Source organism: Mycobacterium sp. NGS45 (assembly GCF_059812645.1).
Genome location: NZ_JCALDB010000004.1, coordinates 178,297 through 197,037, shown reverse-complemented (window position 1 = coordinate 197,037; position 18,741 = coordinate 178,297). Strand labels below are relative to the sequence as shown.

The window sequence follows — 18,741 nt, the reverse complement described above, 5'->3', positions numbered from 1 at the left end:
CGGTACATCGGCATCTCGAACGATCCAGATCAGGGCGCATCAGGGTTCGCTGGATAGTCATCTAGACGACCGCCAATGGCAACGCTGAAGGCCGCACCGGAGCCGGCAGGTCCGACTCCCCCATCAGGTAGGTGTCCACCGCGTGCGCGGCGCTGCGACCCTCGGCGATCGCCCACACCACCAGCGAGGCGCCACGGTGCGCATCACCGCAGACGAACACCCCGGGCGCGTCGGTCTGCCAATCCGAGCCGCAGGCCAGCGAACCGCGCCGGTTGAGCTCCAGGCCCAGACCGTCCAGCAGCGGCATCTGCTCGACGCCTTCGAAGCCGATCGCCAGCAGAGCCAGGTCGCACGGCAGCCGCTGCGTCTGGCCGACCGGGGTGATGCTGCGTCGGCCGTCGGCGTCGCGGCTCACTTCCACCTCGGCGATGTCGATCGCGACCAGGTTGCCGTCGTCGTCGCCGACGAACCGCTGCACCGCGACCTGGTAGCGCCGGGTGCCGCCCTCGGCGTGCGCCGAGGAGGTGCGCAACACCAGCGGCCAGGCCGGCCACGGCGAACGGTCGGCGTCGCGGACCCCGGGTGGCTCCGGGTTGTAGTCCAGCTGGGTGACCGAAGCCGCGCCCTGGCGGTGCGCGGTGCCCAGGCAGTCGGCGCCGGTGTCGCCGCCGCCGATGATCACCACGTGCTTGCCTGCCGCGGACAGCGGCGAGGGCCCGTCGCCCTCGCACTGCCGGTTGGCCGGCACCAGGTGCTCCATCGCCAGGTGCACCCCGGCGAGGTGGCGGCCTTCGACGTCGTGGTCACGGGCCCGCAGCGCCCCGACGGCCAGCACCACGGCGTCGAACCGGTTGCGCAGCTCGTCGACCGAAAGGTCCACACCGACTTCGCAGTCGGTCACGAAACGTGTTCCCTCCGCGCGCATCTGAGCCAGCCGCTGGTTGAGCACATCCTTCTCCAGCTTGAACTCCGGGATGCCGTAGCGCAGCAGCCCGCCGAGGCGGTCGTCGCGTTCGTAGACCGTGACATGATGGCCGGCGCGGGTGAGTTGTTGTGCGGCAGCCAATCCGGCCGGGCCCGAGCCCACCACCGCGACGTGGCGACCGGTCATGATCGCCGGCGGCTGCGGCTGCACCGTGCCGTCCAACCAGGCCTGGTCGGCGATGGTCTGTTCGATGCGTTTGATCGTGACGCTGCCCCCGGTCTGGTCCTCGGCGATCGACAGCACGCAGGCCGATTCGCACGGGGCCGGGCAGACCCGACCGGTGAACTCCGGGAAGTTGTTGGTGGCGTGCAGCCGGTCGGCGGCGGCATCCCAGCGGCCGCGCCGCACCAGATCGTTCCATTCCGGGATCAGGTTGCCCAGCGGGCAGCCCGCAGTTCCGGAGTGGCAGAACGGGATACCGCAGTCCATGCAGCGCCGGGCCTGCCGGCTGACCTGCGCGGCCCGCTGTTGCGGGGGCTGCGACTGGTGCACATCACGCCAATCCTGCACGCGTTCGTCGACCGGCCGCTTGGCCGCCTCGACCTTGGGTACGTACAAGAAACCTTGCGGGTCAGCCACGGGTCGCCTCCATGATTGCGGTGTCCACGTCTCGTCCTTCGGCCTTGGCCATCCGGGTGGCTTGCAGCACCCGCTGGTAGTCGACCGGCATGATCTTGGTGAATTGCGCACTGCGCCTGGGCCAATCGGCCAGCACGGAGCCGGCCACCGTGCTGCCGGTCAGCTGCGCATGCCGGGCGATGGTTTCGCGCAGCCAGGCCAGGTCTTCGCTTTCCAGTTCCTGCAGTTCGACCATCGCGGTGTTGACCGTGGCCGGGTCCAGGCCCAGCACATAGGCGACCCCGCCGGACATGCCTGCGGCCATGTTGCGCCCGGTCGGTCCGAGCACCACCACCCGGCCGCCGGTCATGTACTCACAGGCGTGGTCACCGACACCTTCGGTGACCGCGAGCGCACCGGAATTGCGGGCTGCGAACCGTTCGCCCACCTGACCGCGCAGGAACACCTCACCGGAAGTGGCGCCGTAGAGCAGGGTGTTGCCGGCGATCACGTTGTCCTCGGCCAGGAACAGCACATCCTCGGGCGGTCGGACGATGATCTGGCCGCCGGAAAGCCCCTTGCCGACATAGTCGTTGGCGTCGCCGGTCAGGTCCAGCGTGATACCCGGCGGCAGGAAGGCCCCCAGTGACTGGCCGGCCGAACCGGTCAGTTTCACCGTGATGGTGCCGTCCGGCAGACCCTGGGCGCCGTAGCGGCGGGTGACTTCCGAGCCGAGCAGTGTGCCGACGGTGCGGTTGACGTTGCGCACCGGCAGTTCCAGCACCACCCGGTGCGCGTCCTCGAGGGCGCCGTCGGCCAGTGCCACCAGAGTCTGGTCCAGCGCCTGATCCAGACCGTGATCCTGCTCGCGCAGTCTGCGCCGCTGCACGTCGCCGGGCCCGTGGCCCGCGGTGGGCACCACGAACAGCTTGGCCAGATCCAGGCCCTGGCTCTTCCAATGGGCCACACCGGCTGCGGTGTCGAGCAGTTCGGCATGCCCGACGGCTTCGTCAATGCTGCGGAAACCGAGCTCGGCCAGATAGCGGCGGATGTCCTCGGCGACGAACCGGAAGAAGTTCTCCACGAACTCCGGTTTGCCGGTGAACCGGGCCCGCAGTTCCGGATTCTGGGTGGCCACGCCAACCGGGCAGGTGTCCAGGTGGCAGACCCGCATCATGATGCAGCCGGACACCACCAGCGGCGCGGTGGCGAAACCGTACTCTTCGGCGCCGAGCAGCATGGCCACCATGACGTCGCGCGCGGTACGCAGACCGCCGTCGCACTGCACGGTGATCCGGTCCCGCAGCCCGTTGAGCACCAGTGTCTGCTGGGTGTCGGCCAGGCCGATTTCCCACGGCGCACCGGCGTGTTTGAGCGAGGTCAGCGGCGCGGCACCGGTGCCGCCGTCGTATCCGCTGATCAACACCACGTCGGCGTGCGCCTTGGAGACCCCGGCGGCCACCGTACCCACGCCGACCGAACTGACCAGCTTGACGTGGATGCGCGCGGCCGAGTTGGCGTTCTTCAGGTCGTGGATCAGCTGGGCCAGATCCTCGATCGAATAGATGTCGTGGTGCGGCGGCGGTGAGATCAGTCCGACACCCGGCGTGCTGTGCCGGGTCTTGGCGATGTTCGGATACACCTTGTAGCCCGGAAGTTGGCCGCCCTCACCGGGTTTGGCGCCCTGGGCCATCTTGATCTGGATGTCGGTGGCGTTCAGCAGGTAGTCGCTGGTGACCCCGAACCGGCCGGAGGCCACCTGCTTGACCGCGCTGCGCCGCCGCCGGTCGTGCAGCCGTTCGGCGTCCTCGCCGCCCTCACCGGAGTTCGACCGGCCTCCGATGTTGTTCATCGCGATCGCCATGGTCTCGTGCGCTTCGGCCGAGATCGAACCGTAGCTCATCGCACCGGTGTTGAACCTTGTGCAGATCGAGTCCACCGACTCCACCTCGGACAGTGGAACCGGCGGTCGCACACCGGTCTTGAACTCGAACAGGCCGCGCAGCGTGCCGCCCTCCCGGGTCAGCCGGTCGACCTCCTCGGAGTAGCGGGCGAACACGTCGTACCGCCCGGTGCGGGTGGAATGCTGCAGCAGGAACACGGTTTCCGGGGTGAACAGGTGCAGTTCGCCTTCGCGCCGGAACTGGTATTCGCCGCCCACCTCGAGCCTGCGGTGCACCCGCTCGGTCGGATTCTCCGGGTAGGCCCGACGGTGTCGCAGCTTGACCTCTTCGGCGATCTGAGCGAGGCCGACGCCACCGAGCTGACTCACGGTGCCGCACAGGTATTCGTCGACCACGTCGGTGTGCAAACCGATTGCCTCGAAGGCCTGCGCGGCGGTGTAGGACGCGACGGTGGAGATGCCCATCTTGCTCATCACCTTCATCACGCCCTTGCCCAGACCCTTGAGGTAGTTGCGCACCGCGGTGGCGGGTTCGATCCCGGTGAGCTCGCCCTCGCGGATCAGGTCTTCGATCGACTCGAAAGCCAGATACGGGTTGACCGCGGCCGCGCCGTACCCGATCAGCAGCGCGATGTGGTGCACTTCGCGGGCGTCCCCGGTCTCGACCACCAGTCCCACCTTCGTCCGTTCCTTGGTGGCCACCAGGTGGTGGTGCACGGCTGCAACCGCCAGCAGCGACGGAATCGGCGCCTTGGTGTGGTCGGAGTCACGATCCGAGATCACCAGCGTGCGAGCACCTTTGGCGATCACCGCCGAAGCCCGGGCACGCAGCTCGTCGAGCGCTTCAGCCAGTCCTTCGGCACCGCGCTCGACGTCGTAGAGCCCGCGCAGTACCGCGGTCCGCAGTCCGGGATGCTCGCCGTCGTCATTGATGTGCACGATCTTGTCGAGCTCGGCATTGTCGATCACCGGCCACGACAGCTGGATCTGCCGGCACGACGCGGCGCTGGCCTCCAGCAGGTTCTGTTCCGGTCCCATCACCCGGGTCATCGAGGTGACGATCTCTTCCCGGATGGCGTCCAGCGGCGGGTTGGTCACCTGAGCGAACAGCTGAACGAAGTAGTCGTAGAACAACTTCGGTCGTTTCGAGAGCACAGCGACCGGGGTGTCGGTGCCCATCGAGCCGATCGGCTCGGCCCCGCTGGACGCCATCGGGGTGATGATCAGGCGCAGGTCCTCTTCGGTGTAGCCGAAGGAGATCTGACGCCGCTGCACGGATTCGTGGTTGGGTTGCACGCGGGTGCGGTCCGGCAGCGAGTTCAAGTCGAGCAGTCCTGCGTGCAGCCATTCGCCGTACGGCGCCTCGGCCGCCAACTGGTCCTTGATCTCGTCGTCGGAGATGATCCGGCCGGCCTCGGTGTCGATCAGGAACATCTTGCCCGGTTCCAGCCGACCCTTGGCGACGACGTCGCACGACGGTACGTCCAGTACACCGCTCTCGCTGGCCAGGACCACCTTGTCATCGAGGGTGCGCCACCAGCGGCCGGGCCGTAAACCGTTGCGGTCCAACACCGCACCCACCACTGTGCCGTCGGTGAAGGTGACACAGGCCGGGCCGTCCCAGGGCTCCATGATCGAGGCATGGAACTGGCAGAACGCTCGCCGGGCCGGACTCAGCGTGGAATCGTTCTCCCAGGCTTCCGGGATCATCATCATGACCGCGTGCGGCAGGCTGCGCCCGCCCAGGTGCAGCAACTCCAGCGTCTGGTCGAACGAGGCCGAGTCGGAGGCATCCGGGGTGCAGATCGGCCGCAGCCGGGACAGGTCGCCGCCGATCACCGAGCTCTCCAGCATGGCTTCCCGGGCATGCATCCGGTTGCGGTTGCCGCGCACCGTGTTGATCTCGCCGTTGTGCGCGACAAACCGGAACGGGTGTGCCAGCGGCCAGGACGGAAAGGTGTTGGTGGAGAACCGACTGTGCACGATCGCGATGGCACTCGAACATCGTTCGTCGCGCAGGTCCGGGAAGAACCGGGGCAGCTGCATCGTGGTCAGCATGCCCTTGTAGGTCATGGTGCGCGAGGACAATGAGCAGAAGTAGATGCCGCTGCCCTCGGCTTCGATCTGTGCGGTGTTGTGCCCGGCGCGTTTACGTAGCGGATAGACGAGCCGGTCCAGCTCCAGCCCGGCCGGCCGGCTGCCGTCCCGTTCTGGCGCGGCGACGAACAGCTGCGCCATATAGGGCATGCAGTTGCGCGCGGTCTGGCCGATGTCGGCACCGTCCGGATCGACCGGAACCTCGCGCCATCCCAGCAGTTCGAGACCTTCGTCGGCGGCGATCTCCTCGATCCGCCGGATAGCGCCGGCGCGGGCATCCAGATCATGCGGCAGGAAGCAGATGCCGGCCGCGAAGGTGTTCGCGCCGGACGCACCGGGTTCCGGCAGGGCGAAGTCGACCTCGTCGCGCAACAGTTCGACCGGCAACTGCAGCAGGATGCCGGCGCCGTCGCCGCTGTTGGGTTCGGCTCCGGCCGCGCCGCGGTGCTCGAGGTGTTCGAGCGCGGTGAGTCCGTCGACGACGATGCCGTGCGAACGACGGCCCTTGATGTCGGCGACCATTGCCACACCGCAGGAATCGGATTCCTGCGCCGGGTCATAGAGGCCCTGGGCCTCCGGCAGCGCGGAAAAGAGCATGTCCAACACACCTCCGCTGGCGCGGGCGGGTTTGGGACGCGACGCCTCCAGAGGGGGCGTCGTCCAGGCCGGCCGCAGTCTTGACGTGTGACAACCGGGACTGCATCGGCCCGACATGAATGGGTACCGCACGCCGGTTCGGCGCTGGTTGGGTACCGCCGGGCAAGTGTAGCAGCGCGGCGGCGGCGCTAACCAGCCAGAAGCGTTGGGACGAGCGGGAAACCGGGAAGATTGCGGGTCACGGTCCAGGTCAGCAACGCGACTGTGACGAGCGCGACACTCATCCGGGTGAGCAGCGGGCGACGTTGGCGGTAACGCATCAGCAGCCACAGCGCCAGCAATGGCAGTCCGATCAGCAACATGACGTTGTCGGCGACGGCGGCGGCGAGGTCGCCGTGCAGCAGGTCATGCGTCATCCGCAGGCCACCGCAGAAGGGGCAGTCCCAACCGGTCAGCGCCTTGAACGTGCAGCCGGGGTACAGCGACCCCGGCCGGTGCGGGTCGTTGAATCCGATGTAGGTCAGCGCGCCGACGACGGCCGCGCCCGTCCCGAGGGCGACCCAGCCATGCAGGTGCCGGTCCGGTGGCGCTGAGGGCGGTTCAGGTGCCATCGCGCAGTGGGCGGCCCTGCGGATCGCGGACCTTGTCGGTGAGGATCAGGATGGCATCGACGACGCCCCAGATCGCGGCGCCGAGGAAACACGTGAGGATGCCGACGACCATCTGGATGATCCCCAGCGTGACGTCACCGGTGTAGATCCGGCCGATACCGACCACACCGAACAGCCCGATCAATTGCAGCAGTGCGGCGACCACCTTGGACTTGTCCGACAGCGGCTCACCGGTGACCGGGTGGCGACCCCATGGCGCCGCCGGATCGTGGTAGGCGCCTGGTGGGTACGGATAGCCGCCCACGGTGTACGGCGGGGGCATCGGTGGGACGTGTGGTGGTGGCTGGGGTGCTCCGCCGGGCGAGGAGCCGTCGCCCGGGGAGAAGTCGGGGTGCGGATCCGTCATGAGCCCAGCATGCCAGATCAGGCCGTTTGCGCAGGTCCGCTAAGCAAACTCGGTGCTCGGCCGAGCGGTTTCAGCTCTTGCGGCGGCGGAACCAACGACGGCGGCCGGGACGCTCGGGCTCGGGGGTCTCTGGTTCACTTTCGGACCGGGCAGCATCAGCTTCGGCCTCAGATTCCGAATCAGGCGCGGCGTCAGCGGTTTCTGCCTCAACTGCTGTCTCAGGCTCTGCTGCTGCCACCGGCTCGGACTCGGAGTCGGCGGTTTCTGACTGCGACTCAGCGGTCTCCGACTCAGCGTCAGCCCCGGCGTCTACCGTCTCGGCGTCTACCGTCTCGACATCTTCAGTCGCAACATCTTCCTCGGGTTGAACATCTGCTTCAGCCTCGGCATCCGCGTCCGCCTCGGCTTCCTGTTGCTCCGAGACCGGTTCGGCCGGAGTCTCGGTTGCATCCGCCTCGGCTTCGGCAGTCGAATCCGCTTCAGCATCAGCAGTTTCCGACTCGACTACTGCTTCGGACTCGGGTTCGGACTCGGGTTCGGTCTCGGGTTCGGCGACCAGTTCTGGCTCTGCAGCCTCCGACTCAGCATCAGCCCCGACGTCTACGGTCTCGACGTCTTCAGTCTCGACATCTTCCTCGGGCTGAACATCTGCTTCAGCCTCGGCATCCGCGTCCACCTCGGCCTCGGCCTCGGCAAGTTCTTCCTGTTGCTCCGAGGCCGGTTCGACCGGAGCCTCCGTTACATCCGACTCGTCTTCAGCAGTCGAATCCGCTTCAGCATCAGCAGCTTCCGACTCGGTCACCTGTTCCTCGGAAGCGGGAACGACGGTCGCGATGGTGTCATCCAGGCTTTCCACGTCGTCGGCGTCGACCGGGTCGTGCTCCTCGTCGATGATCTCGGCTTCGAGCTCGTCGTCGGCTTCCACGTCGATGCCGGTTCCGGCGACCTCGGCCTCGAGGATCGCCTCGTCCTCGCCGGAGTCTTCGTCAGCGGTTTCCTCGGCGCTCGACTCTTCGGACTCGGCATCTTCGACGGCTTCGCCGGCGATGGCGTTAGCAACTTCGTCCGCCTGAGCCTCAGCGTCCTCGGCTTCGGCCTCTTCGGTTTCGGCGTCGGTGATCTCGACCTCGGCCGCGTCGGCCTCCTCGGCGTCGGCTTCCTCGGCGACGGATTCGGCCTCCTGCTCCTCATCCTCCGCGGCAGCTTCCGTTTCCTGCTCGGCCTCCACGACTTCGGCGGCATCAGCCACGTCGCCTTCGTCGGCTTCAGCCTCGTCAGCCGCTTCAGCCTCATCAGCTTCGGTCTCGGCACCCGCGGCCGCCGCTACCGCAGCCGCAGCACCTGCGGCCGCGAGTTCACTGCCCTCACCGGTCGATTCCGCCTCGGCTGCGGCCTCCTCGTCGGCAGGCTCGGCCTCGTCAGCCCGTCCCCGCAGCGTCGTCGGGTCCTCACGCCCCTTGGTGGCCAGGATGAAGTACACGATGGCGCCGATGAGGACGAACGTCGCGGTGAACAAGTTGATCCGCATCCCGGCGAGCTGTGTGGCGGGGTCGCTCCGCAGCAGCTCCACGCCGAATCGGCCGATGCAGTAGCCGGCCACATACAGCGCGAACAGCCGGCCGTGCCCGATCCGGAACCTGCGGTCGACGTAGATCAACATGAGGAAGACCAGGACGTTCCACAGCAGTTCGTAGAGGAACGTCGGATGCACGACGGAGCACACCTGGCCCGTCGACACCCCCTCCAGTGGCTGTTGCAGAGCGTTGCACCCGGCGCCCCGGTCGAAGATCTGCAGCCCCCACGGCAGGTCGGTGGGGCGCCCGAAGAGCTCCTGGTTGAAGTAGTTGCCGAGCCGACCGATGGCCTGAGCCAAGATGATGCCCGGCGCGATGGCGTCACCGAACGCCGGCAGCGGGATGCCGCGCAGCCGGCAGCCGATCCAGGCGCCCACGGCGCCAAGCGCCACCGCGCCCCAGATGCCGAGGCCGCCCTCCCAGATCATCAGGGCGGCACCGAATCCCTTGCCGCCCGGTCCGAAATAGGTGGACCAGTCGGTGAGCACGTGGTAGAGCCGGCCACCGACCAAGCCGAACGGCACCGCCCACAACGCGATGTCGTAGACCACGCCGCGTTCGCCGCCGCGAGCCACCCAGCGGCGGTCCGAGAGCACCGCAGCCACGAAGATGCCGACGATGATGCACAGCGCATAGGCCCGGATCGGAATGGACAGCGCGTGGCCGAACAGGCTGAAGTCGAGGTGCCAGACACCCTGCGACGGACTCGGAATGTAGGCCAGCGTCGTCGTGATCACCCAGTAACCCCAGAAACTCTCTCTCGTACCCCGATCACCAGTTCTTCGGTCAACGCGCGCAGCGCGGGCAAGCCTTCGCTCAGTGCGGACACCAGGGCCGAACCCACGATGACGCCGTCGGCGTAGGAACCGATCTCGGCGGCCTGCTGCCGGTCGCGCACCCCCAACCCGACGCCCACCGGGATGTCGGAGATCGCGTTGACCCGGGACACCAACTCCGGTGCCGCATTCGACACCGCGTCGCGCGCCCCGGTGACACCCATGGTCGACGCCGCATAGACGAAGCCGCGCGAGGCCGCCACGGTCTTGGCCAGCCGCTCCGGCGTCGACGACGGCGCCACCAGGAAGATCCGATCCAGCTGGTGCGCATCAGATGCCGCGAACCAGTCGTCGGCCTCCTCCGGGATCAGGTCCGGCGTGATGATGCCGGCCCCGCCGGCCGCAGCCAAGTCACGGGCGTAGGCGTCAACGCCGTAGCGCAGCACCAGGTTCCAGTAGCTCATCACCACGGCCTGGCCGCCGGCATTGCTGATCGCCTCGACCGCGCGCAGTGAATCGCGCACCCGCACGCCGCCGCGCAGCGCGGCCTCGGTGGCCGCGGCGATGGTCGGGCCGTCCATACCGGGATCCGAATACGCCACGCCCACTTCGATCAGGTCGCAGCCTGCGTCGACCAGTGTGGTCATCGCGTCGAACGAGCCGGTCACGTCCGGGTAGCCGCACGGCAGATACCCGATCAGCGCCGCACGGTCCTGACGCCGGCAGGTCTCGAACAGCGGCCCGAGCCGGCTTGGCACCGCGCTCACGAGTCGGCTCCGTCCAACAGGCCGAACCACTTGGCCGCGGTCTCGACGTCCTTGTCACCGCGGCCGGACAGGTTCACCACGATCACCGAACCCGGACCCAGCTCGACGCCCAACTTCAGCGCGCCGGCCACAGCATGCGCCGATTCGATCGCCGGGATGATGCCCTCGGTGCGACACAGCAGCCGGAACGCGTCCATGGCTTCCGCGTCGGTGATCGGAAGGTATTCGGCGCGGCCGATGTCGAGCAGGTGGGCATGCTCGGGACCGACGCCGGGATAGTCCAAACCCGCTGAAATGGAATGCGATTCGATGGTTTGGCCGTCCTCGTCCTGCAGCAGGTAGGAGAACGAACCCTGGAACGCGCCGGGCGAGCCGCCGGTGAAGGTGGCGGCGTGCCGGCCGGTTTCGACGCCGTCGCCGGCGGCTTCGTACCCGACCAACCGCACCCCGGGGTCATCGATGAAGGCGTGGAAGATGCCGATCGCGTTGGATCCGCCGCCCACGCACGCGGTGACGGCGTCGGGCAGCCGACCGGCCTGCGCCTGGATCTGGACCCGCGCCTCCAGACCGATGACGCGCTGGAAGTCGCGCACCATGGTCGGGAACGGGTGCGGACCCGCCGCGGTGCCGAAGCAGTAGTAGGTGTCCTCGGCGTTGGTCACCCAGTCCCGGAACGCTTCGTTGATGGCGTCCTTGAGGGTTGCCGATCCGGCCTCCACCGAGACCACTTCGGCGCCCAGCAGTCGCATCCGGGCCACGTTGAGCGCCTGCCGAGCGGTGTCGACCGCACCCATGTAGACGACGCACTCCAACCCCAGCAGCGCGCACGCGGTTGCCGTCGCCACGCCGTGCTGGCCGGCACCGGTCTCGGCGATCACCCGCTTCTTGCCCATCTGGCGGGCCAGCAGCGCCTGTCCCAACACATTGTTGATCTTGTGAGATCCGGTGTGGTTCAGGTCTTCTCGCTTGAGGAACAGTCGTGCGCCACCGGCATGTGCGGACAACCGCTCGGCTTCGTACAGCGGTGACGGCCGGCCGGCGTAGTGCGCCTGCAGCCGGTCCAACTCGTCGAGGAACTCCCGGTCGGCGCGCACCTTCTCATAGGCGGCGGTCACCTCTTCGATCACCGCCATCAGCGCCTCGGCCACCAGCCGACCGCCGAAGCGACCGAAGTGCCCGCGCTGATCGGGTTCGTGTCCGCTGGGTTCGGCCACCGAAGCGCTGGCTCGGGGCAGGTCGGGAAGCGTGAAATCAGCCATGACGCAAGATCTTCGGGCTCGAACCCATCCCGGCTAGCGGGCCGGCTTGGGGCAGGACGGGTGGGCGCCGGCGGTCACCAGATCGGACACCGCGGTGCGGGGATCACCGCTGGTCACCAGGCCCTCGCCGACCAGCACGGCGTCCGCGCCGGCGCCGGCGTAGGCCAGCAGGTCAGCCGGACCACGCACGCCGGATTCGGCGATCTTGATGACGTTGCTGGGCAGCCCGGGTGCGATCCGCGCGAAGCAGTCCCGGTCCACATCGAGGGTCTTCAGATTTCGGGCGTTGATGCCGATCACCTTGGCCCCGGCCTGCAGGGCGCGGTCGGCTTCTTCCTCGGTGTGCGCCTCGACCAACGCGGTCATGCCCAACGATTCGGTGCGATCCAGCATCGACACCAACGCTTGTTGTTCCAGCGCCGCCACGATCAGCAGCAGCATGTCGGCGCCGTGCGCGCGCGCCTCGTGAATTTGGTACGGCCGAACGATGAAGTCCTTGCGCAGCACCGGGATGGTCACCGCGGCGCGCACCGCGTCCAGGTCGGCCAGCGACCCGTGGAACCGGCGCTCCTCGGTCAGCACGCTGATCACCCGGGCGCCACCGCTCTGGTAGGCCTGCGCCAACTCGGCCGGATCGGCGATCTGCGCGAGTTCGCCGCGCGACGGGCTGGCTCGCTTGACCTCGGCGATCACCCCGATGCCCGGTTCACGCAGCGCTGCCAGCACATCCAGCGGCGGCGGTGCCGCGTTGGCGCGGGCCTTGATCTCGTCGAGGCTTACAACCGCTTCTCGAGCGGCAACATCAGCCCGAACTCCCTCGATGATGGAGTCGAGCACGGTCGCCGAACTCATGGCTGTCGTTCCTTCCTGAGAGGTGTTCTCGAGTTCCAGAACGCCTGTTGGGGGTCCCGCAGTGCGTCCAGAAAGGGTAGCCGCCCGGCCCCCTGTCGGATTCACCGGGCCTCTCGCGGTGACCCGGGGTCGAGGTCGGTGGGGTCGCGGCCGTCGTCGAAGGCGTCCCACAACACCCGTTCGGACACCTCCTGGTCGGCGTCGGGACCGGCCGCCGCAGCCGGGTCCGGGACCTCGGGACCGCCGGGTGCGACGACGTCGTCGTCGTGCTCGGCGGCCTGGGCGCGGCGCCGCGACCGGGCGGTGTAGCGGCCCGACGACGACGGCGCCGCCGCAGCCGCACGCATCAACAGCGTGGCCGCGACCAGCGTCATCACCGCGGCCACCAAGGTGACCGCCGAACCCAGATAGCGCTGGTGGCTGTCCACCAGGAAGAGCACCGGGATCTCGGCCCGGTCGGCGGCCCGTCGGGAAACGTCGGGTGCCACCCAATGCTCGATCACCAGGTAGCCGATCGCGGCACTGGTCACGGCGAGCAGCAGCGCCAGCAGCCGCAGCGGCCAGCCCCGCACCGCCAGCACCGCGACCGCGGCGGCCGCCAGCAGCAGCGCGAGCGGGACCAGCGCACTTGACCAGGTGGCCCCGGAGAGCACGATGGTCTTGGGTTGGCCCAGCCCGTCGGCGCTGACCAACTCGACCCAGGCCAGCCGCGAAGCCAACCACAGCCCCAGCGCCGCCAGCACCAGCAGCAGCTGCGCGATCCGCAGCAGCCGGGTGGCCGAACGGGCGGCGTCGGTCATGCTCCGCCCGTCTGCGGAGTGGACAGCGTCTCGGCGGCCGCGATCGCGTTGAGCACGGCCTTGGCCTTGTTGGCCGATTCGTTGTACTCATAGGGGCCGTTGGAGTCGGCCACCACACCCCCGCCGGACTGCACATAGGCCACCCCGGAGCGCAGCAGCGCGGTGCGGATCGCGATCGCGAAATCGGCGTTGCCGGCGAAGTCGAGATAACCGAGCACGCCGCCGTAGAGCCCGCGCCGGGTCAGCTCCACCTCTTCGATGAGCTCCATCGCGCGCACCTTGGGCGCCCCGGTCAAGGTGCCGGCCGGGAAGCATGCGGTGACCGCGTCCAGCGCGGTGCGGTGCCCGGCCAGCAGACCCTTGACCGTCGAGACCAGGTGCATGACGTGGCTGTAGCGCTCGATGTGGCTGTAGTCCTCGACCCGCACGGTGCCGGGCACGCACACCCGGCCCAGGTCGTTGCGGCCCAGGTCGACCAGCATCAGGTGCTCGGCGCGTTCCTTCTCGTCGGCCAGCAGCTCCTTTTCCAGCAGCTGATCTTCTTCCTCGGTGCCGCCACGCCACCGGGTACCGGCAATCGGGTGCGTGGTGGCCCAGCCGTCCTGCACGGTGACCAGGGCTTCCGGGCTGGAGCCGACGATCGAGAACGCGGTGTCGCCGTCATCGCTGGGGACCTGCAGCAGGTACATGTACGGACTGGGGTTGGACACCCGCAGCATCCGGTAGACATCGATCGGGTCGACGTCGGTGTCCATCTCGAACCGTTGTGAGGGCACCACCTGGAAGGCTTCACCGGCTTCGATGTCGTTGACCAGCTTCTCCACGATCGCGCCGTACTCCTCGACGGTGCGCTGCCCGCGGGTCCGCGGCTCCGGGCGGCTGAACGTCGCCACGGTCGAGGGCAGCGGCTCGCCGAGCGCAGCGGTCATCACATCCAGGCGCGCGACGGCGTCGTCGTAGGCCTCGTCGACCCGCTCGTCGGTGCCGTTCCAGTTGACCGCGTTGGCCACCAACGTGATGGTGCCCTCGTGGTGGTCGACCGCGGCGATGTCGGTGGCCAGCAGCATCAGCATGTCGGGCAGCTGCAGGTCGTCGGTGGTCAGCTCGGGCAGCCGCTCCAGTCGGCGCACCAGGTCGTAGGCGAAGAACCCGACCATGCCGCCGGACAGCGGCGGCAGATCGGGCAGCTTGGCGGTGGCCAACAGATCCAGCGTGGCCTGCAGCGCGAGCAGCGGGTCACCGCCGGCCGGCGCGTCCTGCGGCACGGTGCCCAACCAGGCCGCCTGCCCGTCACGCACGGTCAGCGCCGACGGCGCACCGGCCCCGATGAACGACCAGCGCGACCAGGACCGACCGTTCTCCGCGGATTCCAGCAAGAAGGTGCCGGGCCGGCTGGCGGCCAGCTTGCGGTAGGCCGACAGCGGGGTCTCGGCATCGGCGAGCACCTTGCGGGTCACCGGGACGACGCGGTGCTCGGCGGCCAACGCGCGGAAGTCCTCGCGCGAGGTGGTGGTCATGTGGTTGACGGGCACCTGGTCATCCTCCCAGACCATGGCGGCGACGACGGAATCCCGGCCTGGCGCCGGGCCCCGCCGGCGTGGCTGCGCGGGTAGCGTGGTGCGAATGCAACGTGGTGATCTCGTCGACGACTTCGCATTGCCCGACCAAACCGGCGCCACCCGCCGGCTGTCCGAACTGCTCGCCGACGGCCCCGTGGTGCTGTTCTTCTATCCGGCCGCGATGACGCCGGGCTGCACCAAGGAGGCCTGCCACTTCCGGGATCTGGCAGCCGAATTCGCCGCCGTCGGTGCGCAGCGGGTGGGCATCAGCACCGACGCCGTCGACAAGCAGGCCCAGTTCGCCGACGCTCAGGGCTTCGACTATCCGCTGCTCTCGGACGCCGACGGTGCGGTGGCCACTCGGTTTGGCGTCAAACGCGGATTGCTCGGCAAGTTCCTGCCGGTCAAGCGCACCACCTTCGTGATCGACACCGACCGCCGGGTGCTCGACGTGATCGCCAGCGAACTGTCCATGGACACCCACGCCGACAAGGCACTCGAGACGCTGCGGGCGCGTCAGGTGAGCTGATGCCGACCATCACGGCCGAACGCACCATCGCTGCACCCCCGGAAGCGGTGTTCGACTGGCTGGCCGATCCAGCCAATCTGAAGTCCGCGCGGCTGATCCTGAAAGCCGGTTGGCGCGAAGGCAGTTCGGCCAGCGGTGCGGGCGCGGTGCGCGACGCGCTGGCGGCCGGCATGTGGTTCCGTGAGGAGATCACCGCTTACGACCGGCCGCACAGCTACTCCTATCTGATCGTGCGGGTCTTCCCGCCGCTGAACCATCGGGGCGGTGTGCTGACGTTCACCCCGACCGGAGACGGAACGCACGTGGACTGGCAGTCCAGCTACACCCATCCGGTGTGGGTCGGTGGCCGGGTGGCCGAAGCCTTGACGTCGCGGCTGCTCCGGCAGGGCTTCGAGCAGATCCTCGCGGGTTGCGCTGCCGCGCTGGAGCAGGGCTGACCGACCATGGTGCTGGCGGCAGCGGTGCAACTGGTGGCGGTGCCCGGCGACGTCGAGGCCAACCTCGCCGCTTGTGAACGGCTGGCCGATCAGGCTGGTGCGGCCGGCGCCAAGATCATCGCGCTGCCGGAGTTCTTCCCCAGCGGCATCGGATTTCTGGACCGGATCGCCGAGGCCGTGCTGCCGTTCGACGGCCCGGCGTCTGCGCTGTTGACCCGGTTGGCGTCGCGCCATCAGGCGCTGGTGGGCGGGTCGTTTCTGTGCCGCGATCCCGACGGGCAGGTGCGCAACGTCTATCTGTTGGCCGACCCCACCGCTGTGGTGGGCCGGCACGACAAGGACCTGCCGACCATGTGGGAGAACTCATTCTACGTCGGCGGGCACGACGACGGCCTGCTCACCGCCGGTGACCTACGGGTCGGCGCGGCGGTCTGCTGGGAACTGATGCGCACTCAGACCGCACGCCGGTTGCGCGGCCAGGTCGATCTGATGATGACCGGCTCAGGGTGGTGGTCGATCCCGGCCTGGCCGCCGCGGGCGCTGTTCGACCGGATGGAACGACGCAATGCGGCCACCGCACGTGCCGCAGCCGCGTCGTTCGGGCAGTACGTGGGCGCGCCGGTGGTGCACGCCGCGCACGCCGGTGAGCTGGAATGTCCGATGCCGTGGCTGCCGCTGCGCTACCGCGGCCACTTCGAGGCCGCGACGTTGATCGCCGACGCCGACGGCACCGTGTTGGCCGAGCGTCGCTACGACCAGGGTGAAGGCGTGGTGCTCGCCGAGATCACCTCTGGCGCAACTGAACCCACACTGGAAGTGCCCGACCGGTTCTGGTTGCATCGACGCGGGGCGTTGGCCGCCGCGACATGGCATTACCAGCGCTGGCACGGTCGACGGTGGTACCGCCGCAACATGTGAGGACCCGCGATGATCGTCAAACAGGGACGCACGCCGCGCCTGATGCCGTTCGACATGTCGGATGTGACCCGCGGCGCGGACGGTGTACTGAATTCAGGCGTTGACTTAGAACGTAGGTAGGCACATTGCGCCCGATCAGCTACACCAGGTCTAACTCAACGCGGTTATTCGTCGCCCAGCAGCAGGTCGGCGTCGAAGCAGCTGTGATCCCCGGTGTGACATGCCCCGCCCACCTGGTCGACCATCAGCAACACGGCGTCGCCGTCGCAGTCCAGTCGCACCGAATGCACGTGCTGGGTGTGCCCGGAGGTGGCGCCCTTGATCCACTGCTCGCCGCGCGAGCGGGAGAAGTAGGTGGCCTCGCGGGTGGCCAGGGTGCGGGCCAGCGCGGCGTCGTCCATCCAGGCCAGCATCAGCACGTCGCCACTGCCGTGCTCCTGCACCACCGCGGTGAACAGGCCCTCGGCGTTGCGTTTGAGCCGCTGTGCGATGGCGGGGTCCAGAGAGTAGCTCACCGCACCGTGATCCCCTCCGCGGCCATCGCCGCCTTAACCTCACCGATGGTCAGCTCACCGAAGTGAAAGACGCTGGCGGCCAACACCGCATCGGCGCCGGCCTGCACCGCCGGCGCGAAGTGCTCGACCGCGCCGGCACCACCGGAGGCGATCACCGGCACCGTCACCGCGGCCCGCACGGCCCGCAGCATCGGCAGGTCGAAGCCGGCCTTGGTGCCGTCGGCGTCCATCGAGTTCAGCAGGATCTCCCCGACCCCGAGTTCGGCTCCGCGGGTGGCCCATTGCACCGCGTCGATGCCGGTGCCGCGGCGGCCTCCGTGTGTGGTGACCTCCCAGCCCGAAGGTGTCGGCGTGCCGTCGGCCGGCACGGTGCGGGCATCGACGGACAGCACGATGCACTGCGAGCCGAACTGCCGGGACAGTTCGGCGAGCAACTCGGGCCGCGCGATCGCCGCGGTGTTCACCGAGACCTTGTCGGCGCCGGCCCGCAGCAGCACGTCGACGTCCTCGACCGAGCGCACTCCCCCGCCCACGGTCAACGGGATGAACACCTGCTCGGCGGTGCGGCGCACCACGTCGAGCATGGTGGCCCGCCCCGACGACGATGCGGTGACGTCCAGGAAGGTCAGTTCGTCGGCGCCCTCGGCGTCATAGACCGCTGCCAATTCGACCGGATCGCCGGCGTCGCGCAGGTTTTCGAAGTTGACGCCCTTGACCACCCGGCCGGCGTCGACGTCCAGGCACGGGATGACCCGGGTCGCCACATCACTGTTGGTCACAGATAGTCCTCCGGCACACCGACTGCTTGCACGATCTCCAACATCTCCTGATGCACACCGGGCGCACCGGCCAGCGCCGAGCGGGATTCCGGGGTCCAGTCCTGACCGGCCAAATCGGTGACTATGCCCCCGGCCGCCCGGATCAGCGCCACCCCGGCCGCATGATCCCAGATGTGGTGGCCGAAACTGATGGCCCCGCCCAAGATCCCGGCCGACACGTAGGCCAGGTCGATCCCGGTGGCGCCGTGCATCCGCACCCGCGAGCAACGCCGACTCAAACCGTCCAACACCGCCGAGCGGTACCGGCCCGGGAACACGCCGCGCGATTCGATGTTGAAGGTGCCGATCCCGACGATCGATTCGGCCAGCGTGGACGCCGAAAGCGGTTCCAGCGGCACGCCGCTCTCGCGCACCGGACCGGTCGGCAACGTGCTGTAACGCTGCCCGACGAACGGCAACCAGGTCAGCCCCAGCAGTGGCTCACCATCGGCCAGCAGCCCGAGCAGCGTCGCGGCCATCGGCGAACCCGCCGCATAGTTGAACGTGCCGTCGATCGGGTCCAGTACCCAGACCAGTTCGGAATCCAGTGGGGCCCCACCGAACTCCTCGCCGTGCACCCCGATCCCGGTGCGTTCGGTGAGCTCGGCGACCACCCGGCGCTCGATCGCCAGGTCGATCTCGGTGGCGAAGTCGTTGCCCTTCTTGGCCACTGCGGATTCGGCCCGGTGCCCGTCGACGAATTGCTCGGCCACGCCGTCGAGGATCTCGGCGGCGGTGTCCAGCCAGCCGGCCAACTGCTCGGGAGTCGGGCTCATCGGA

At 68.6% G+C, this 18,741-nt stretch carries 16 protein-coding genes; 3 read left to right on the top strand and 13 right to left on the bottom strand.

Annotation, left to right across the window (positions count from 1 at the left end):
• Nucleotides 1-61: 61 nt before the first annotated feature.
• The 10 genes from AC5Y3P_RS06015 to AC5Y3P_RS05970 form a co-directional block, all read right to left on the bottom strand.
• Nucleotides 62-1,564 (bottom strand): glutamate synthase subunit beta, encoded by a 1,503-nt coding sequence (locus AC5Y3P_RS06015; RefSeq protein WP_500044970.1) that lies wholly within the window; start codon nucleotides 1,562-1,564, stop codon nucleotides 62-64.
• A complete protein-coding gene (gene gltB, locus AC5Y3P_RS06010) occupies nucleotides 1,557-6,140 on the bottom strand; it encodes a glutamate synthase large subunit (RefSeq protein WP_500044969.1) in 4,584 nt (1,527 codons plus the stop codon). The genes AC5Y3P_RS06015 and gltB overlap by 8 nt, the downstream gene beginning before the upstream one ends.
• A gap of 188 nt (nucleotides 6,141-6,328) precedes the next feature.
• Complete coding sequence (locus AC5Y3P_RS06005; RefSeq protein ID WP_500044968.1) at nucleotides 6,329-6,751, bottom strand: DUF2752 domain-containing protein; 423 nt, start codon at nucleotides 6,749-6,751, stop codon at nucleotides 6,329-6,331.
• On the bottom strand, nucleotides 6,741-7,157 hold the full coding sequence (locus AC5Y3P_RS06000) for a TM2 domain-containing protein (RefSeq protein WP_500044967.1): 417 nt from the start codon (nucleotides 7,155-7,157) through the stop codon (nucleotides 6,741-6,743). The genes AC5Y3P_RS06005 and AC5Y3P_RS06000 overlap by 11 nt, the downstream gene beginning before the upstream one ends.
• 70 nt (nucleotides 7,158-7,227) lie before the next feature.
• Nucleotides 7,228-9,468, bottom strand: coding sequence for a prolipoprotein diacylglyceryl transferase (gene lgt, locus AC5Y3P_RS05995; RefSeq protein ID WP_500044966.1), 2,241 nt, complete (start codon nucleotides 9,466-9,468; stop codon nucleotides 7,228-7,230).
• Nucleotides 9,465-10,274, bottom strand: coding sequence for a tryptophan synthase subunit alpha (gene trpA, locus AC5Y3P_RS05990; protein WP_500044965.1), 810 nt, complete (start codon nucleotides 10,272-10,274; stop codon nucleotides 9,465-9,467). Before trpA ends, lgt begins: the two co-directional genes overlap by 4 nt.
• Complete coding sequence (trpB, locus tag AC5Y3P_RS05985; RefSeq protein ID WP_500044964.1) at nucleotides 10,271-11,533, bottom strand: tryptophan synthase subunit beta; 1,263 nt, start codon at nucleotides 11,531-11,533, stop codon at nucleotides 10,271-10,273. Before trpB ends, trpA begins: the two co-directional genes overlap by 4 nt.
• 33 nt (nucleotides 11,534-11,566) lie before the next feature.
• Nucleotides 11,567-12,385, bottom strand: coding sequence for an indole-3-glycerol phosphate synthase TrpC (trpC, locus tag AC5Y3P_RS05980; RefSeq protein ID WP_500044963.1), 819 nt, complete (start codon nucleotides 12,383-12,385; stop codon nucleotides 11,567-11,569).
• 101 nt (nucleotides 12,386-12,486) lie between these two features.
• Complete coding sequence (locus AC5Y3P_RS05975) at nucleotides 12,487-13,185, bottom strand: TIGR02234 family membrane protein (protein ID WP_500044962.1); 699 nt, start codon at nucleotides 13,183-13,185, stop codon at nucleotides 12,487-12,489.
• Entirely contained in the window at nucleotides 13,182-14,702 is a 1,521-nt protein-coding gene (locus tag AC5Y3P_RS05970; protein ID WP_500044999.1) for an anthranilate synthase component I, read from the bottom strand. Before AC5Y3P_RS05970 ends, AC5Y3P_RS05975 begins: the two co-directional genes overlap by 4 nt.
• Before the next feature lie 106 nt (nucleotides 14,703-14,808).
• Between AC5Y3P_RS05970 and AC5Y3P_RS05965 the strand changes: the two genes are divergently transcribed.
• Genes AC5Y3P_RS05965 through AC5Y3P_RS05955 form a run of 3 tightly spaced genes read left to right on the top strand, consistent with a single transcriptional unit; the run spans nucleotide 14,809 to nucleotide 16,628 of the window.
• The gene (locus AC5Y3P_RS05965; protein WP_500044961.1) at nucleotides 14,809-15,273 is read left to right on the top strand and encodes a peroxiredoxin; all 465 of its coding nucleotides are present in this window, start codon (nucleotides 14,809-14,811) and stop codon (nucleotides 15,271-15,273) included.
• Nucleotides 15,273-15,710: an SRPBCC family protein gene (locus AC5Y3P_RS05960; protein WP_500044960.1), complete on the top strand. Its 438-nt coding sequence runs from the start codon at nucleotides 15,273-15,275 to the stop codon at nucleotides 15,708-15,710. The genes AC5Y3P_RS05965 and AC5Y3P_RS05960 overlap by 1 nt, the downstream gene beginning before the upstream one ends.
• Nucleotides 15,711-15,716: 6 nt before the next feature.
• Nucleotides 15,717-16,628 (top strand): carbon-nitrogen hydrolase family protein, encoded by a 912-nt coding sequence (locus AC5Y3P_RS05955; protein ID WP_500044959.1) that lies wholly within the window; start codon nucleotides 15,717-15,719, stop codon nucleotides 16,626-16,628.
• A gap of 164 nt (nucleotides 16,629-16,792) precedes the next feature.
• Here the strand turns inward: AC5Y3P_RS05955 and hisI are convergent, their stop codons facing one another.
• Genes hisI through AC5Y3P_RS05940 form a run of 3 tightly spaced genes read right to left on the bottom strand, consistent with a single transcriptional unit; the run spans nucleotide 16,793 to nucleotide 18,737 of the window.
• A complete protein-coding gene (gene hisI, locus AC5Y3P_RS05950) occupies nucleotides 16,793-17,143 on the bottom strand; it encodes a phosphoribosyl-AMP cyclohydrolase (protein ID WP_500044958.1) in 351 nt (116 codons plus the stop codon).
• Complete coding sequence (hisF, locus tag AC5Y3P_RS05945) at nucleotides 17,140-17,922, bottom strand: imidazole glycerol phosphate synthase subunit HisF (RefSeq protein ID WP_500044957.1); 783 nt, start codon at nucleotides 17,920-17,922, stop codon at nucleotides 17,140-17,142. Before hisF ends, hisI begins: the two co-directional genes overlap by 4 nt.
• Nucleotides 17,919-18,737 carry an inositol monophosphatase family protein gene (locus AC5Y3P_RS05940; RefSeq protein ID WP_500044956.1) on the bottom strand — a complete coding sequence of 273 codons (819 nt, stop codon included), beginning with the start codon at nucleotides 18,735-18,737 and terminating at the stop codon, nucleotides 17,919-17,921. The genes hisF and AC5Y3P_RS05940 overlap by 4 nt, the downstream gene beginning before the upstream one ends.
• Nucleotides 18,738-18,741 lie beyond the last annotated feature (4 nt).